Consider the following 17,123-nt stretch of genomic DNA (forward strand, 5'->3'; position numbering starts at 1 on the left):
CATGTCGTCGTAGGGGGAAAATGACCCGCTCACCTGAGAGCTGTCATACCAGTTGTTATTAACCTGTTGTTATTTTTGCTTTTATTTTGCCGATTCCTTACGTAACTAGTATGGAAGTTATCGAGCCAATTCAGGTTAAGACGAAAAAATACGCCGCAACAGTCATATTTATGCAAGTTTTTTCATGAAGTGATGAATAGTTCACGGTGATTACGATTTTGCATGGTCAGAATGGATGTCATTGCTTGTGAAAATTCTTTCATTTCTAAATCGGAGGCAGATCACAAAATGGATAAAAAGCTCAAAATCGCTGAAATTGCGGCCCGAACCGGGTTGTCTGCCAGCACCGTTTCGCGTGTGCTGGCGGGAAAAGCCAATACCAGCGAGAAGGCGCGCAGCCGGGTAATAGCCTGTGCGCGCGAACTGGGTGTGCTGGATGGCATGGCGGCCGGTCGTATGCTGCTCAACAGCCTGCTGGTGTTTGCGCCGCAGCGTGCTTTTGATGAGCGGTCTGACATCTTTTACTACCGCGTGATCCAGAGCATCAGCAAAGCGCTGGCCTCCCATGAAGTGCGGTTGCGCTTTTGTGCGCTGGAAGAGAATGACAGCGACGCCAACCTGTTTCTCTCGCGGATGCATGAACCCGGAACGCAGGCGGCGGTGCTTCTGGGCATCGATGATACGCATATCCATGATCTGGCGGCAGATGTGGCGAAACCATGCGTACTGATCAACTGCCGCGACGAGTGGATGCGTCTGCCATCAATCTCGCCGGATCATCGGCTGATTGGTCAGTTTGCCGCCAACTATCTTTTTGAGATGGGGCACAGAACCGTTGTGAATGTGTTGTGTCTGCGGCGCTATACCATGGAGTTGCGTCTGACCGGCATCAAAGCGGCGTGGAAGCAGCACAACCTGCGTTTTCAGGAACCGAGGGATCTTATTCTGGTGCCGAGTTTTAGCGCCAGAGAGACGGAAACGTTGGTGGGCGAATGGCTGGACAACCTGGCAGGAAAAGCGCTGCCGACGGCGTTTCTGGTGGGCAGCGATTTTATGGCGGTCGGGACGATGAACGCCTTGCAAAAGCGGGGGTTGCGCGTACCGCAGGATGTGTCGGTAATGAGCATTGATGGTTTTAACCTGGCGGCCATCCAGGATGTACCGCTGACCGCAGTGCATGTGCCACGTGACGAGCTGGGCGTCGAGGCGGTGCATATGCTCCAGCAGCGGCTGATCCGTCCGGATGCGCCAGCAGGAACGCTTTTGCTGAACGGCACGCTGGCGGTGCGGGAGTCAGTACGGCGGGTACGCCAGGGCAGCAGGCGTACCCCCGTTTCACCCGAGGGGCTGTACGATGATTAAGGCGTCATGCCCAGCGCGCGTTTACCGTGAATATTGAGATCGGCAAGCGTGAAACGATCCTTCCATTCGACTTCGTAATCTTCGCGGGGAAAATCCCCCGGAGACGCGCCACGCTCCAGCGCCACTTTCACTTTCTTCGCATAAGCCAGGTTTTTTTCACACAGTGGGGCGGCGGGGATATACATCACATTGCCCCAGCCCTGTTGATTTTCCACTGGCGCGACGGAATGAATGACATCGCAATGCCACCACACAGAGTCTCCTGCTTCCAGCGCCGGAATGGAGGTCAGTGCGCGGATCAACAGCGGATGCCATTTCTCCGACACCGGCAATACTTTACCCGGCGCCACACCGCACAGTTCATCGTCAGGCACGTCGTCCAGTAGCGGGCGTAGCAGAATGTATGCCATCGCTTCCGGGATCGGCACCACATGCAGCAGCCCCTGATGAGGGATCATATCCGATAGCGCCGTCCAGCCCTGGAAGGTGCGGAATACCGAGCATTTGGTGGTGTTATCGACCGTATATTCTTCCACTTCGGTGCGGTGTGCCGCATTCCACGGATCGTAATTGTCGATATCGCCGCGGAATACGCTGGCGAACACCTGCTGATAAGCCGGTAACAGCCAGCGTTCCAGTGCGCCGGAATCGGTATGCGCGCCGAGGCCTTTCGAGGTGGTACCCGGCGGACGACGGCGAATGCGGTCAGGGTAGATCACGCTGATATCCGGGTTAAACCACTGCTTGCCGTCGCCTTCAAACGTCCACAGCCGGTTCAGGAATGACTGAACAGCGGCCATTTCATCGCTCTGTCGCGCCTGCATCTGCGCCTGCGACCAGTAAATCGGAAAGATTTCCGGGCGCGAGGCTTCCAGTGATCCGAAAAATGTATCGCCCGGGCCTTTGTACTGTTCGTCAAAATGGTTGCGGTCGAGGTATTCCAGCATTGAACGATCCCAGCCAAGCGCCTGCTCGCGCGGGAAATGACCTTTGATCACCGCACAACCGCGGCGTCTGATGGCCTCGCGCTCCACGTCGCTCACTTCTCCTGCGGCAAGACGACGAAAATCGATGACTGGCCAGACCGGATCGCCCTGTGCTTTGAGCGCATCGATCTCAGCCACACGCGCTTCGATTCGCGCTGACACTGCAGCGAATGCTCGTTGAACATCGCCGATCTGCTCGCGAAGCGCCTTTTTCATCAGCCGGATCGCCGCTTTATGATCGGCAGGGAGCGTACCGTGGGTAAAAGTAAGTGTCATGATGACCTCGTAATCTTTCATTCGAAAGTTATTTAACTTACAAATGATACTGTAAGTTAAAAACCGGTTAATGCAAGTTAAATAACTTGCTACAGAGTGAAAGTGCGAGGAGGAGAACAAAAAACCGGAGCAGGGCGCTCCGGTTGGGGATTAGTTATCGAACGGCGAGGCGTTGTCCAGCACGGCCTGAATTACGTTCAGCGCGCCGTTGTGATTGTTGTCATCAGTCCGGTAACGGGCAATGTCTTTAATCGCCTGTCCGGCGTTGTCCATGGCAAAAGAATATTTTGCCATCGCCAGCATCTCCGCGTCGTTGCCGCTGTCTCCAATGGCCACGCAGTTCTGCGGCGACAGTTTCCAGCGTTTCAGCAGGCGGCTGATACCGTTGGCTTTGTGCAGGCCAGGGATGATCAAATCGACAAAACCGAATCCGCTGGTGACTGGCTTCATAATGCCATCGAGGGAGACGTGGAGTTTGTCCACCAGTTGTGGAATATCGCTGTCCGGCAGGTTAAGCGAAAACTTAAACAGCGTGTCGTTGATCTCGCGGTAGTCGGTGACGCGTTTCAGGCGGTGGTAGTGTTTCGCCATCAGGGCCACGAAATTCTCTGGCGCTTTGTCGCTGACGTAGGCGCTCTCCAGACCGCAGGCCACGAAATTCAGGTGCTCATCTTTCAGCAATTCCCCGATGACGATCTGCGACTCATGTTGCGTCAGTTCACCATGAAACAGTTGTTCACCATGGGCATATACCAGCGCGCCATTCTCTGCGACGAACGACATTTCATCTTTAAGTTCAGGGAAGAAGGAGATCAACTGGTAATACTGGTTGCCGCTGGCGACGACAAATTCGATGTCACGCGCTTTCAGCGCGCGGAATTGCGCCTGAAAACGTTCACGATCGTATGTCTTGGAATCATTGAGAAAAGTCCCGTCCATATCAGTGACGATTACTTTTACGGTCATACCTGTGCTCCTGGGGTGACTGCGACCAGAAGCATTCTAATGATAATGTGAGCTAAACCACAAATTTATTTCGAATGAAAGAAAACGCCGGGTAGCGGCAGTGCCACCCGGCAGGTCCTTACAATGTGTGTTCGGTACGCGCGATGATATCGTCCTGCGCATCCGGCGACAGGGCGGTAAAGAAGGCCGAGTAACCGGCCACGCGCACCACCAGATCACGGTACTGATCCGGGTGTTTTTTCGCATCCAGCAATGTTTCGCGCGACACGATGTTGTACTGAATATGCCAGCCTTTATGCGCCTCGAAGAAGGTACGCAGCAGGATCATCAGCTTCTGCCGATCGCTGTCGTTATCCAGCGTCGCCGGATTCAGTTTCTGGTTGAGCAGCACGCCACCGAGAATCGAACCGGTCTGCAGTTTACCGACGGAGCCGATGACTGCCGTCGGGCCGAGATGGTCGGTGCCGGAAGCCGGGCTTGCCCCTTCCGCCAGTGGCGTTCCGGCTTTGCGTCCGTCCGGTGTCGCCATGGTAGCTGCACCAAACGGCACGTTGGCGGATATTGACGACGTCCCGGCGTAATAGTTGCCACCGATCGGGCCGCGACCATAGCGCGGGTTATGGTACTGCTTCAGCTCATCAATGTAGGTCTGATAAGCGCGAACCAGCAGATCATCAACGCTGTCGTCGTCGTTGCCATACTTTGGCGCCCCGTTGATCAAACGCTGGCGCAACTGTTCGTGGGTCAAACCGTCGAAATCATCCGCCAGCGCCTCCGCCAGTTGTTGCTGGCCAATCGCGCCCTCATCGAACACCAGTTTTTTCACAGCGGCGAGGCTGTTGCCGAGGTTAGCGATGCCGACCTGTAAACCGGATACCCAGTCATATTTTGCACCGCCCTGCTTGATGCTTTTCGCGCGCTCGATACAGTCATCGACCAGCGCTGAGCAGAGAATATCGTGAACGTTTTCTTCCAGCATGGTGTCGACCACGTATTCGATTTCAATCGATTTACGAGTGTAATAACGAATCTGGCGATCCCAGGCGGTCATCACCTCGTCAAAATCACGGAAATTGCCTTTCGACAGCGCCAGTTCCTGTGGCAGGAAGACTTTACCGCTGGTGGCATCACGGCCGCCTTCGAGCGCGGCGAGCATCACGCGGGCGAAGTTAATAAAGCTCATGCCGGTGCAACGATAGCCCCATTTGCCGCCGACGGCGGTTTCGATGCAGCCAATCGCAGCGTAGTCGTACGCATCCTGCGGCTCGATACCAAGTTTGATAAATTCCGGGATCACGATTTCATCGTTGTTGAACGCAGGCATGCCGAAGCCGCAGCGGATCACCTGCACGCAGGCATCAAGGAAATCGTTACTCATTCCGGCGTGATAGCGCACGCTGAGGTTAGGCTGCGTGGAGCGCAGACGACCACAGGATTCCAGAATCGCGTACGACAGCGGGTTGACCGCGTCCTGCGGTTTGCCGTTGACCAGCGTCTGACCGCCGATGGTGACGTTCTGATACAGCGGACTACCGGCAGAGGCTTTCGAGTGAGAGCCGGAGCGGATCTTGTTCACTTCCAGCAGTTTCAGCCAGCAACTGTGAAACAGCTCAATCGCCTGTTCGCGGGTCAGTGTCTGATTCAGTTCAACATCGCGGCGATACCACGGGTAGAGATACTGGTCCATGCGACCAAACGATACAGAATGGCCGTTGGATTCGATCTGCAACATCAACTGGATGAACCAGCACAATTGCAGCGCCTGCCAGAAGGTTTCCGGCGGCTGGTGGGCGATGCGATCGCAGTTTTCCGCGATCGTCAGCAACTCATCGCGACGGCTGGCGCGGATCTCATCGCGTGCCATGTCCCGTGCCAGCGCGGCGTAGCGTTCGATATGAGCGCTGACGGCCACCAGCACAATGTCGATGGCTTTCAGGAACTGTTCGCCGTGGAGGTCATCCAGCACGGTAAGGTTCAGACGTGAACGGCGTTCCGCCACTTTCTCGCGCAGCCCGTCGAGCCCCTTTTCCAGCAGCAGCGGGAAGTTTACCGCCAGATGCGCATCGCCGGAGGTCATGTTGCCTTCAGCTTTGATGATGCCGGTTTCCAGCAGCGCTTTTTGCTCATCGGTAAACATACCGTAGCAGCGGTCCTGAACGGTCTGGCCACGCCACCACGGGCAAATTTCATGCAGTACGCGTTTGTTCTCTTCGCTGACCGCAAAGCCAGCGCCGGGACGGTCGGCCAGATCGTCGATCTCTTTTTCAATCCAGCTGACCGTGTATTCCGGGAAAATCGGCGCAGCGCGCACTTCGCTCGCCTGGTTACCGATAATCAGCTCGTCATGCTTGATCCAGATAGTCCGTTCCGCCAGATGATGCGCCAGCGCCAAAGCGCGGCGTACCGGGATCGGTTTATCCATGTTCTGCTGATATATTTCAGTGTAATGGCGGGCGCGTTCGGTACAGACCGGCGGCTTCACGATGTGAACCAGCGCTTTTTTGTGCGCCTGAATGCGGGCGGAGAGCGTGTTAAGAGTCAAAGTGGTCATCGGGTTATCCTCGTAGGGTCGCCGTTAACCCTTTCTGGCGGGCAATGTCTTGCGCAAAGGCCAGTAATTCCGGGTCATCCAGCGGCTTGTCAGGGGCAGAGTAGGGTTGGCCGAGCAGCGTGTATTTATTCATGCCCAGCGTGTGATACGGCAAAAAATGGATCTCACTGACGTGTAATTCGTCAGCGGCAAAACGGGTGATGGCGGTAATCGAGGCGTGATCGGCGTTGAAACCAGGGATCAGCGGGACGCGGATGATCAGCGTTTTCCCGGCAGCGGCGAGGCGTTTGAGGTTATCCAGTACCCGTTTCGCCGAACCGTCGGTCCAGGCGTTAAACACTTCGCTGTCGACATGTTTCAGATCCGCCAGGAACAGATCAACAAATGGCAGCGCCGGTTCGATATATTTCCACGGTACATGCAAACAGGTTTCCACGGTGGTGTGAATACCCTGTTGATGGCTCTGTTTCAGTAGAGCCAGCGCTATTTCCGGGTTCATAAACGGTTCGCCGCCGGAGAGGGTAATGCCGCCGCCGCTGCGATCGTAAAACGGTTTATCACGCAAAACGGTGGACATGATCTCATCAACGTTTTTCGTTTCGCCGCATACCGTCAGTGCCTGTGTCGGACAGCAATTGTCGAGCGCCGTAAGATGGTCTTCGGTCAGTTTTTCGCGGTGGATCATTAAACCATTCAGCGCGCGCTCAATGACCTCCGGCGCGGCCTGCTGGCAGATCTGACAGCCGTCGAGGCACTGACGGGCGTCAAACAACAGGTCGCGGGAGCGCGAACGGCTCTCCGGATTCTGGCACCAGCGACATCCGAGTGAACACCCTTTGAGGAACACCACAGTACGAATACCGGGGCCGTCATGGGTCGAGTAGCGCTGAATGTTGAAGATCATAAATCACCTTTCCTTTTGCATATGAAAAGTAAATAACTTTCGAATGAAAGTTGAGTTGATGCAAATCAAAAAGGTGACAGGTTGTCTGCAGGGACCTCGTCACGTTGTGATGGAGAGAGGATTAATGCCTGTGGCGGGGTGCCGTGACTTACCCGCACACCTCGCAGTCAGGGTTTCGCATTAGCTTCATTTCCCGGAACTGGCAGGTCATCGCGTCATACATCACGATTTTGCCGACCGCAGGCGTGCCGTAATGCGTCAGCACCTTGATGGCTTCCATTGCCTGCAACGCACCAATGACGCCAACGAGCGGCGACATTACGCCCGCCTCCACGCAGGTCAGCGCATTTTCGCCAAACAGGCGGCTCAGGCAGCGGTAACAGGGTTCACCCGGCTGATACGTAAAGACGCTAATCTGACCTTCCATACGAATCGCCGCGCCTGAAACCAGCGGTGTTTTATGCACAAAACAGCCCGTGTTCAGTTGATTGCGAATGGTGACGTTGTCGGTGCAGTCGAGCACCAGATCGTGCTGCGCAATCTGCGCCTGTAGCGCGTCGTCGTCCAGCAGGGCGTTAAGGGTGGTGAACTGAACGTGCGGGTTAATGCGCGCCAGTGACGCGCGCGCGGACTCCACTTTCGCCTGGCCGATGGTCGCGTCGCTGTGCAGCGTCTGGCGCTGAAGATTGGAGAGCGATACGGTGTCAAAATCGAGCAGCGTCATGTTGCCGACGCCGCTGGCAACCAGATACTGCGCGGCGGCACAGCCGAGACCGCCCAGCCCGACGACCAGCACCCGCGCGGCTTTCAGTGCTTCCTGACCGTCAAAATCAAAACCGCGCAGCACAATCTGGCGATTGTAGCGCAGCATCTCCGCATCGCTCAGTTCGACAGCCATTACACCCCTCCAAGCAAATGATTAAAGGGTTCCACCTCAACCCATTCGCCCGCGTCCACATTTCCGCGCTCACGTTCAAGCACGATAAAGCAGTTTCCCTGGCTGAAGGAGCTGAAAATATGCGAGCCCTGATGCCCGGTGGTCGTCACTTCCGGTTCGCCTTTCGCGTTAACGCTGAGCACGCCGCGCTGAAAATCGAGGCGGCCCGGTGTTTTTTTCAGTCGCGTGGTGGTACGTACGCGCTGGCGGGTCGGAAACACCGGGGCGTTGCTGCCGCTCAGCGCGGCCAGCAGCGGTTGCACTAACTGGTAGAAGGTGAGGGCCGCAGAGACCGGGTTGCCCGGCAGACCGCAGAACCAGCTGCTTTTCAGTTTGCCGAAAGCGAACGGTTTGCCCGGTTTGATCGCCAGTTTCCAGAAGCTGATTTCGCCCAGCTCTTCAAGGATGGCTTTGGTGTAGTCCGCTTCGCCCACTGACACGCCGCCGGAGCTTATCACCACGTCAGCCTGGCTGTCGGCGGTGATAAACGTCTGGCGCAACTGTTCGGGATCGTCTCGCACAATGCCGAGGTTAATGACTTCGCAACCAAGCTGCTCCAGCATCAGGTGCACTGCCAGGCGGTTGGTGTCATATATTTGCCCGTCCCCCAGTGGCTGGCCAGGCAACTGCAATTCATCGCCAGTTGAAAACAGCGCCACGCGGATTTTACGTACTACGTTGACGTCAGGGATCCCCAGTGACGCCAGCACCGGCAGTTCCGCCACGCTGAGTTTCGTGCCTGCCGGGAACACCGTGGCGCCCGTTGCGATATCCTCGCCACGGTAACGGATGTTCTGCCCGGCTTTAACCGGCGCCGTAAACCGCACGCCCGCATCGGTGTGTTCCGTCTCTTCCTGCATCACTACTGCATCGCAGCCCATGGGAACCGGCGCGCCGGTCATGATGCGAATGCAGGTACCGGCGGGCCATTCGCCCTGCAATGGCTGCCCGGCAAAGGCTTTGCCGGCGACCGGCAATGGCGCGCCGCTCTGCACATCCGCCAGCCTGACCGCATACCCGTCCATCGCCGAGTTATCAAAACCCGGTACGTCCAACGGCGATACCACGTCAGTTGCGGTGACCCGGCCAAACGCCTGCACCAGCGGCACGGATTCCGATGCGGCGAGCGGCGTGATGTGGGAAAGCATTTGCGACAGGGCAGCCTCAAGCGGCATCAGTCCGGCGTTAAAATCCATGGGAAACTCCTGCTGAAAATTCAATTGCGCCCATTATGGCAGAAAAGGGCAATGCGCTGTATGCCACAAGAGGTGTAGCCTTTACAGCACTGGTGGCACTTTCTATATTCAAAAAAGAGATAAGCAAGGCGACAGTCTAATGATATGTATAGAAAAAGCAGTTCAATTCATCACAAGGCGAAGAAATGAGTAAGGCGGTGATCGCCATTCACGGTGGCGCAGGCGCGATTTCTCGTGGACAACTTTCTCCGCAGCGTGAGCAGCAGTACGTTGCGGCGCTGTCGGCCATTGTTGAAAAAGGGCAACAAATGCTGGAAGCGGATGCCAGTGCGCTTGATGTGGTCACTGAAGTCGTCCGCTTGCTGGAAGAGTGTCCGTTATTTAACGCCGGCACTGGCGCAGTATTTACCTCGGCTGAGCAGCATGAAATGGATGCCTGTATTATGGACGGTAATTTGTTGCAGGCGGGCGCGGTGGCGGGGGTAAAGCATCTGCGTAACCCCATTCTGGCGGCGCGACTGGTGCTCGAGCGCAGCCCGCATGTGCTGTTGATTGGCGAAGGCGCTGAACAGTTTGCTGCGTCGCAGGGCATGGAACAGGTGGAAAACAGCCTGTTTTCGACCCCGGAACGTTACCAGCAGCTTTTACAGGCGCGCGAGGCAGGGGAAACCCGGCTCGACCATGATGCGGCCCCGCTTGATGAGCGCAGCAAAATGGGCACTGTCGGCGCTGTGGCGCTGGATTCAATGGGCAATCTGGCGGCGGCAACTTCCACCGGCGGAATGACCAACAAACTGCCGGGTCGCGTAGGCGATACGCCGATCGTCGGCGCCGGATGCTATGCCAATAACGCCAGTGTCGCCGTCTCCTGCACCGGTACCGGCGAAGTGTTTATGCGTACACTGGCAGCCTACGATATTTCGGCGCTGATGGAGTATGCCGGACTAAGCCTGCAGGAAGCCTGCGAGCGGGTGATCCTCGAAAAACTTCCCGCGCTTGGCGGCAGCGGCGGACTTATCGCCATCGATCGCGAAGGCAATGTTGCGCTGCCCTTTAACAGCGAGGGAATGTATCGCGCGTTTGCCTTTGCCGGCGATGCCCCCAATGTCGGCATCTACAGTGAGTAAGGAGCCAGTTTGCCTCACAGTCGAGAGATAGATCCCAACGATGTGCTGGTGGTTAAAAACCTTAACGTCACATTTTCCCATGAACAGCAGTCGGTACCCGCTGTCCGTAACCTGTCGTTTAAGCTCAGGCGTGGCGAGACGCTGGCGATTGTGGGCGAGTCCGGCTCCGGTAAATCGGTCACCGCGCTGTCGCTGCTGCGGCTGATCGAACAGGCGGGTGGGGAGATGCGCAGCGATCATCTGTTGCTCCGCCGTCGTAATCAGCGGGTGATTGAGCTGGGCGAACAGAGCGCCGCGCAGATGCGTCACGTTCGCGGTGCTGATATTGCGATGATTTTCCAGGAGCCGATGACCTCACTCAACCCGGTGTTTACCATTGGTGAGCAGATTGCCGAGTCGATCCGTTTGCATCAGGGGTTCAGCCGCGACAAAGCGATGGCGGAAGCGCGGAAAATGCTCGACCGGGTGCGCATCCCGGAAGCGCAATCGATGCTGTCGCGCTACCCACATCAGCTTTCCGGCGGCATGCGCCAGCGGGTGATGATCGCCATGGCGCTTTCCTGTCGCCCGGCGGTGCTGATCGCCGATGAACCGACAACGGCACTTGATGTCACCATTCAGGCGCAGATCTTACAGCTTATCGCCGTCCTGCAAAAAGAGATGGCGATGGGGGTGATTTTTATCACCCATGATATGGGCGTAGTGGCTGATATCGCCGATCGGGTGCTGGTGATGCACGAAGGTGAGGCGGTGGAAACCGGCAGCGTGACGCAGATTTTCAGTGCGCCGCAACACCCTTACACGCAGTCATTGCTGGCTGCGGTGCCGAAGCTCGGCGAGATGCGCGGCAGTGATTTGCCACGACGTTTTCCACTGGTGACAGAAGGTACCCCCTTTACCCCGCCAGAACCGGAGCAGGACACCGTGGTGGCCGGCGAGCCCATTTTGCAGGTACGCGATCTGGTCGCGCGTTTCCCGCTGCGTAGCGGCATTCTTAATCGCATTACCCGTGAAGTCCACGCGGTGGAAAAGGTCAGTTTTGATTTATGGCCGGGGGAGACGCTGTCGCTGGTGGGGGAATCCGGCTGCGGGAAATCAACCACCGGACGCGCACTGTTGCGACTGGTTGAGGCGCAAAGCGGCACCATCACCTTTCAGGGGCAGCGCGTGGATCTGCTCTCATCAGGCAAGTTACAGGCGCTGCGGCGCGACATTCAGTTTATTTTTCAGGATCCTTACGCGTCGCTCGACCCGCGTCAGACGGTCGGGTATTCGATTATGGAGCCGCTGCTGGTGCACGGTCTGCTGGACAGCGATGCTGCCCGTCGTCGCGTTGGCTGGTTGCTGGAGCGCGTGGGACTCAACGCGGAGCACGCCTGGCGCTATCCCCATGAGTTTTCCGGTGGGCAACGTCAGCGTATCTGCATCGCCCGGGCGCTGGCGCTGAACCCGAAAGTGGTGGTGGCCGATGAGTCGGTTTCCGCACTCGACGTCTCCATTCGCGCGCAGATCATCAATCTGCTGCTCGACCTGCAGCGTGAGATGGGCATCGCGTTTTTGTTTATTACCCATGATATGGCGGTGGTCGAGCGCATCAGCCATCGCGTGGCGGTGATGTACCGGGGGCGGATCGTTGAGATGGGTCCCCGGCGTGCCGTCTTTGAAAACCCGCAACACCCCTACACCCGCAAACTAATGGCCGCCGTTCCGGTGGCCGATCCGGCGCATCGTCCTCCACAGCGCGTGCTGTTGTCAGACGAAATGCCAGGAAATATTTACAAGCGGGGAGAACAAAGCGTCAGCGTACCGCTGCAACAGGTTGCGCCGGGCCATTTTGTCGCCCGCGACCCGGCGGCGAATGCGCTGACACGTTAATTAAGCAGGGATTATCAGGAGAGTGAGATGACACAACGAATTTCAGGTAAGTGGCTGCTGGCGCTGGGTGTTATTTCCGCCCTGACAGCCGCGCCCGCCTTTGCGCAAAAAGATGTCGTGGTGGCGGTAGGCTCTAATTTCACCACATTAGATCCTTACGATGCTAACGACACCCTGTCGCAGGCGGTGGCGAAATCCTTCTATCAGGGGCTGTTTGGCCTTGATAAGGACATGAAACTGCAGAACGTGCTGGCGGAGAGTTATACCGTTTCCGATGACGGTCTGTTTTATACCCTCAAACTCCGTCAGGGGGTGAAGTTCCAGGATGGCACAGACTTTAACGCTGACGCCGTGAAAGCTAACCTTGACCGTGCCAGCGACCCGGCCAACCATCTGAAGCGCTATAACCTGTACAAAAATATCGACAAGACGGAAGTGGTTGATCCCACCACGGTGAAAATCACCCTGAAGTCGCCGTTCTCTGCGTTTATCAATATCCTGGCGCACCCGGCGACGGCGATGATCTCCCCGGCGGCACTGAAAAAATATGGCAAAGAGATTGGTTTCCACCCGGTAGGGACGGGTCCGTATCAACTGGATACCTGGAACCAGACCGATTTTGTGAAGGTGAAGAAATTCGCCGGTTACTGGCAGCAGGGATTGCCGAAGCTCGACACCATCACCTGGCGTCCGGTGGTGGATAACAATACTCGTGCGGCAATGTTACAGACGGGTGAAGCGCAGTTCGCGTTCCCGATCCCTTATGAGCAGGCGGCGATCCTCGGAAAAAACAGCAAACTGGAACTGGTCGCCAGCCCGTCCATCATGCAACGTTACATCAGCATGAACGTGACGCAAAAGCCGTTCGACAACCCGAAAGTGCGCGAGGCGATCAACTACGCCATTAACCGTCAGGCGCTGGTGAAAGTAGCGTTTGCCGGGTATGCCACTCCGGCGACGGGCATTGTGCCACCGTCGATTGCTTTTGCGCAGCAATATCAGCCGTGGCCGTACGATCCGGCCAAAGCGAAAGCGTTGCTGAAAGAGGCGGGTTACCCCAACGGTTTCAGCACCACGCTGTGGTCGTCGCACAATCACAGCACGGCGCAGAAGGTGCTGCAGTTTACTCAGCAGCAACTGGCGCAAATCGGGATTAAGGCACAGGTAACGGCGATGGATGCAGGGCAGCGTGCGGCGGAAGTGGAGGGCAAGGGGCAGAAAGAGAGCGGGGTGAGGATGTTCTACACCGGCTGGTCTGCGTCGACCGGTGAAGCAGACTGGGCGCTGTCGCCGCTGTTCTCCTCGCAGAACTGGCCGCCAACCCTGTTTAATACCGCGTTTTACAGCAACAAGCAGGTGGACAGCGATCTGGCCGACGCACTGAAAACCAACGATCCAAAAGAGAAAACCCGCCTGTACAAAGACGCACAGGATATCATCTGGAAAGAGTCGCCGTGGGTGCCGCTGGTGGTGGAAAAACTGGTTTCGGCACACAGCAAAAATCTGACCGGTTTTTATATCATGCCGGATACCGGATTCAGTTTTGACGAGGCTGATCTGAAGTAATGCTCAATTATGTGATCAAACGGCTGTTCGGACTGATCCCCACGCTGCTGATTGTGGCAGTGCTGGTGTTCCTGTTCGTCCACCTGTTACCTGGGGACCCGGCGCGATTAATCGCCGGTCCCGAGGCGGACGCAGAGGTTATTGCACTGGTACGGCAACAACTGGGACTCGATCAGCCGTTGCATATTCAGTTCTTCGATTACATCGTCAACGTGTTGCAGGGCGATTTCGGCCACTCGATGGTGTCACGGCGTCCGGTGTCGGAAGAGATCGCCAGCCGCTTTCTGCCGACGCTGTGGCTGACTCTCGCCAGCATGGTGTGGGCGGTAATCTTCGGCATGGCGATGGGCATTGCGGCGGCAGTGTGGCGCAATCGCTGGCCTGACCGGCTCGGCATGGCGCTGGCGGTGACCGGCATTTCGTTTCCGGCCTTTGCGCTCGGGATGCTGTTGATGCAAATCTTCTCCGTAGAACTGGGATGGCTGCCCACCGTAGGGGCGGACAGCTGGCGTCATTACATTCTGCCCTCTGTTACCCTCGGCGCGGCGGTGGCCTCGGTGATGGCGCGCTTTACCCGCGCCTCGTTTGTGGATGTGCTCAACGAAGACTATATGCGCACGGCACGGGCGAAAGGTGTGAGCGAAACGCTGGTGGTGCTCAAACACGGTTTGCGTAACGCCATGATCCCGGTGGTGACGATGATGGGTCTGCAGTTTGGTTTCCTGCTCGGTGGTTCTATCGTCGTGGAGAAAGTGTTTAACTGGCCGGGGCTGGGGCGTTTGCTGGTGGATTCTGTTGAAATGCGTGACTATCCGGTCATTCAGGCTGAAGTGCTGCTGTTTTCTCTGGAATTCATTCTTATCAACTTAGTGGTAGATGTGCTCTACGCAGCCATTAACCCGGCGATCAGGTACAAATAAGGTGAGATTGTTAAACTGGCGACGACAAGCCGTTTTAGACGCCATGCCGACGGTCAAACCCGGTCAGGTGCGCACGCCATGGCGTGAATTCTGGCGGCGATTCCGCCGTCAACCCATCGCGCTGGCGGCAGGCGTGTTTGTATTGCTGCTGATCGCCGTGGCGGTGGTCGCGCCGTGGATAGCGCCGTTTGATGCGGAAAACTACTTTGACTACGACCGGTTGAACGACGGGCCGTCAATGATGCACTGGTTTGGTGTTGACTCTCTTGGCCGCGATATTTTCAGTCGGGTACTGCTCGGCGCGCGGATCTCGCTCGCCGCCGGGGTGTTTGCTGTACTGACTGGCGCGGCTATTGGCATTGTGCTGGGGCTGCTGGCGGGTTACTACGAAGGCTGGTGGGATCGCATCATCATGCGTATCTGCGATGTGCTGTTCGCGTTCCCAGGCATTCTGTTGGCGATTGCGGTCGTCGCGGTGATGGGAAGCGGGATGGCAAATGTGATCATCGCCGTGGCTATCTTCTCGATCCCGGCGTTTGCCCGCCTGGTGCGCGGCAATACCTTAGTGCTTAAACATCAGACGTTTATTGAGTCCGCGCGCAGCATCGGCGCCAGTGACAGTATCATTCTGTTCCGCCATATTCTGCCGGGAACCGTGTCGTCGATTGTGGTCTTTTTTACCATGCGTATTGGTGTGTCGATAATCTCCGCCGCCAGTCTCTCTTTCCTTGGCCTGGGTGCGCAGCCGCCAACGCCGGAATGGGGCGCAATGCTCAATGAAGCGCGTGCTGATATGGTGATTGCCCCACACGTGGCGATCTTCCCGGCGATTGCGATTTTCCTGACGGTGCTGGCGTTTAACCTGTTAGGCGACGGGCTTCGTGATGCGCTGGATCCGAAAATAAAAGGGTAGGCATTTGTGAAATGCCCCGGTGGCGCTGCGCTTACCGGGGCTACAAGAGCGGGTGTGGCAATCAGGATAATTAAACCCGGCTACCCCACAGATCATATTCGTCTGCGTTTTCGACTTTCACACGAACCACGTCGCCCGGTTTCACTTTCGTTTCACCGTTGAGATAGACCGCGCCGTCGATTTCCGGGGCATCGGCCATGCTGCGGCCAATCGCGCCTTCTTCATCGACCTCATCAATAATCACCAGGATTTCGCGGCCCACTTTCTCCTGCAGGCGTTCGGCAGAAATCTGCTGTTGAAGCTGCATGAAGCGGTTCCAGCGCTCCTCTTTGATCTCTTCCGGTACCTGATCCGGCAGTTCGTTGGCGGTTGCGCCTTCGACCGGGCTGTACTTGAAGCAGCCAACGCGATCCAGACGCGCCTCTTGCAGGAAGTCGAGCAGCATCTGGAAATCTTCCTCGGTTTCACCCGGGAAACCTACGATAAAGGTCGAACGCAGCGTCAGTTCAGGGCAGATTTCGCGCCATTGTTTGATGCGCGCCAGTTGGCGATCGACCGAACCCGGGCGCTTCATCAGCTTGAGAATGCGCGGGCTGGCGTGCTGTAACGGGATATCGAGATACGGCAGAATTTTGCCTTCCGCCATCAGTGGGATCACATCATCAACGTGAGGGTACGGATAGACATAATGCAGACGCACCCAGACGCCCAGTTTCGCCAGCTGTTCGCACAGACTGACCATGCTGGTTTTGACCGGCTCACCGTTGTAAAAACCAGTACGGTGTTTTACATCAACACCATAGGCGGAAGTGTCCTGGGAGATCACCAGCAGCTCTTTCACACCCGCATCGACAAGGCGTTTGGCTTCTGCCAGCACATCGCCAATTGGGCGGCTGTCGAGATCGCCACGCATGGACGGAATAATGCAGAAAGTGCAGCGATGGTTACAGCCTTCGGAAATTTTTAAGTAAGCGTAGTGGCGTGGCGTCAGCTTCACACCTTGTGCCGGTACGAGGCTGGTGAACGGGTTATGCTGCGGCTTCGGCACATAATGATGCACATGCGCCAGTACCTGCTCATAGCTGTGCGGGCCGGTAATTTCCAGTACCTTCGGATGCACTTCACGGATCTGATCTTCTTTCGCCCCGAGACAACCGGTGACGATAACTTTGCCGTTTTCGTTCAGCGCTTCACCTATCACTTCCAGCGATTCCTGGACCGCGCTATCGATAAAACCACAGGTATTCACGATAACCATATCGGCATCATCGTAACGGGGAACCACATCGTACCCTTCGGTACGCAGTTCAGTGAGGATGCGCTCGGAATCAACCAGATTTTTCGGGCAGCCTAATGAGATAAAACCAATCTTAGGCTGCTGCGTTACATTGCTCATAGCTCAAAAATTATTCAATTATTGGAATGGTCAGGGCAGCGATTCTACAGAGATCGGGGGAGAAATTGTACTGGAGATTGTCGTCAGTCTCTGTATCAGGCCTGGCACTGACATTCTGTCTCATCTGACAGCGTAATTCTCTCAATGT

The 17,123-nt window shown here is 56.5% G+C and carries 13 protein-coding genes; 6 read left to right on the plus strand and 7 right to left on the minus strand.

All coding sequences use genetic code 11. The features are described 5' to 3' along the window. Positions 1-231 precede the first annotated feature (231 nt). Positions 232-1,362, plus strand: coding sequence for a LacI family DNA-binding transcriptional regulator (locus GTGU_RS17415; protein ID WP_169741187.1), 1,131 nt, complete (start codon positions 232-234; stop codon positions 1,360-1,362). Here GTGU_RS17415 and GTGU_RS17420 read toward each other — a convergent pair. The 6 genes from GTGU_RS17420 to moeA all read right to left on the minus strand — a co-directional run bounded on the left by GTGU_RS17420 (position 1,359) and on the right by moeA (position 9,178). Further along, the gene (locus tag GTGU_RS17420) at positions 1,359-2,624 is read right to left on the minus strand and encodes a DUF1479 domain-containing protein (protein ID WP_038160172.1); all 1,266 of its coding nucleotides are present in this window, start codon (positions 2,622-2,624) and stop codon (positions 1,359-1,361) included. The two genes, GTGU_RS17415 and GTGU_RS17420, sit on opposite strands and share 4 nt — an antisense overlap. A gap of 150 nt (positions 2,625-2,774) precedes the next feature. After that, positions 2,775-3,590, minus strand: coding sequence for a Cof-type HAD-IIB family hydrolase (locus GTGU_RS17425; protein WP_038159915.1), 816 nt, complete (start codon positions 3,588-3,590; stop codon positions 2,775-2,777). 118 nt (positions 3,591-3,708) lie between these two features. Beyond that, complete coding sequence (locus tag GTGU_RS17430; protein WP_038159917.1) at positions 3,709-6,141, minus strand: formate C-acetyltransferase/glycerol dehydratase family glycyl radical enzyme; 2,433 nt, start codon at positions 6,139-6,141, stop codon at positions 3,709-3,711. Positions 6,142-6,145: 4 nt separating this feature from the next. Continuing rightward, positions 6,146-7,045: a glycyl-radical enzyme activating protein gene (locus GTGU_RS17435; RefSeq protein WP_038159919.1), complete on the minus strand. Its 900-nt coding sequence runs from the start codon at positions 7,043-7,045 to the stop codon at positions 6,146-6,148. 148 nt (positions 7,046-7,193) lie between these two features. After that, the gene (moeB, locus tag GTGU_RS17440; RefSeq protein WP_038159921.1) at positions 7,194-7,943 is read right to left on the minus strand and encodes a molybdopterin-synthase adenylyltransferase MoeB; all 750 of its coding nucleotides are present in this window, start codon (positions 7,941-7,943) and stop codon (positions 7,194-7,196) included. Further along, entirely contained in the window at positions 7,943-9,178 is a 1,236-nt protein-coding gene (gene moeA / locus GTGU_RS17445; RefSeq protein WP_038159923.1) for a molybdopterin molybdotransferase MoeA, read from the minus strand. Before moeA ends, moeB begins: the two co-directional genes overlap by 1 nt. 185 nt (positions 9,179-9,363) lie before the next feature. On the opposite strand from moeA, the gene iaaA reads away from it, so the two are divergent. The 5 genes from iaaA to gsiD are packed head-to-tail and all read left to right on the plus strand — an operon-like array spanning position 9,364 to position 15,579. After that, entirely contained in the window at positions 9,364-10,305 is a 942-nt protein-coding gene (gene iaaA, locus GTGU_RS17450; protein WP_038159932.1) for a beta-aspartyl-peptidase, read from the plus strand. Between the two features lie 9 nt (positions 10,306-10,314). After that, positions 10,315-12,180: a glutathione ABC transporter ATP-binding protein GsiA gene (gene gsiA, locus GTGU_RS17455; protein WP_038159935.1), complete on the plus strand. Its 1,866-nt coding sequence runs from the start codon at positions 10,315-10,317 to the stop codon at positions 12,178-12,180. 27 nt (positions 12,181-12,207) lie between these two features. Beyond that, positions 12,208-13,746: a glutathione ABC transporter substrate-binding protein GsiB gene (gsiB, locus tag GTGU_RS17460; protein ID WP_038159936.1), complete on the plus strand. Its 1,539-nt coding sequence runs from the start codon at positions 12,208-12,210 to the stop codon at positions 13,744-13,746. Next, positions 13,746-14,666, plus strand: coding sequence for a glutathione ABC transporter permease GsiC (gene gsiC, locus GTGU_RS17465; protein ID WP_038159941.1), 921 nt, complete (start codon positions 13,746-13,748; stop codon positions 14,664-14,666). Before gsiB ends, gsiC begins: the two co-directional genes overlap by 1 nt. A 1-nt stretch (position 14,667) precedes the next feature. Then, positions 14,668-15,579 (plus strand): glutathione ABC transporter permease GsiD, encoded by a 912-nt coding sequence (gene gsiD / locus GTGU_RS17470; RefSeq protein ID WP_038159942.1) that lies wholly within the window; start codon positions 14,668-14,670, stop codon positions 15,577-15,579. A 70-nt stretch (positions 15,580-15,649) separates the two neighbouring features. On the opposite strand, the gene rimO is transcribed toward gsiD, so the two are convergent. Continuing rightward, positions 15,650-16,975 (minus strand): 30S ribosomal protein S12 methylthiotransferase RimO, encoded by a 1,326-nt coding sequence (rimO, locus tag GTGU_RS17475; protein ID WP_038159943.1) that lies wholly within the window; start codon positions 16,973-16,975, stop codon positions 15,650-15,652. Positions 16,976-17,123 lie beyond the last annotated feature (148 nt).

Origin of the sequence: Trabulsiella guamensis ATCC 49490 (assembly GCF_000734965.1) — a bacterium.
Taxonomy (GTDB): Bacteria; Pseudomonadota; Gammaproteobacteria; order Enterobacterales; family Enterobacteriaceae; genus Trabulsiella; species Trabulsiella guamensis.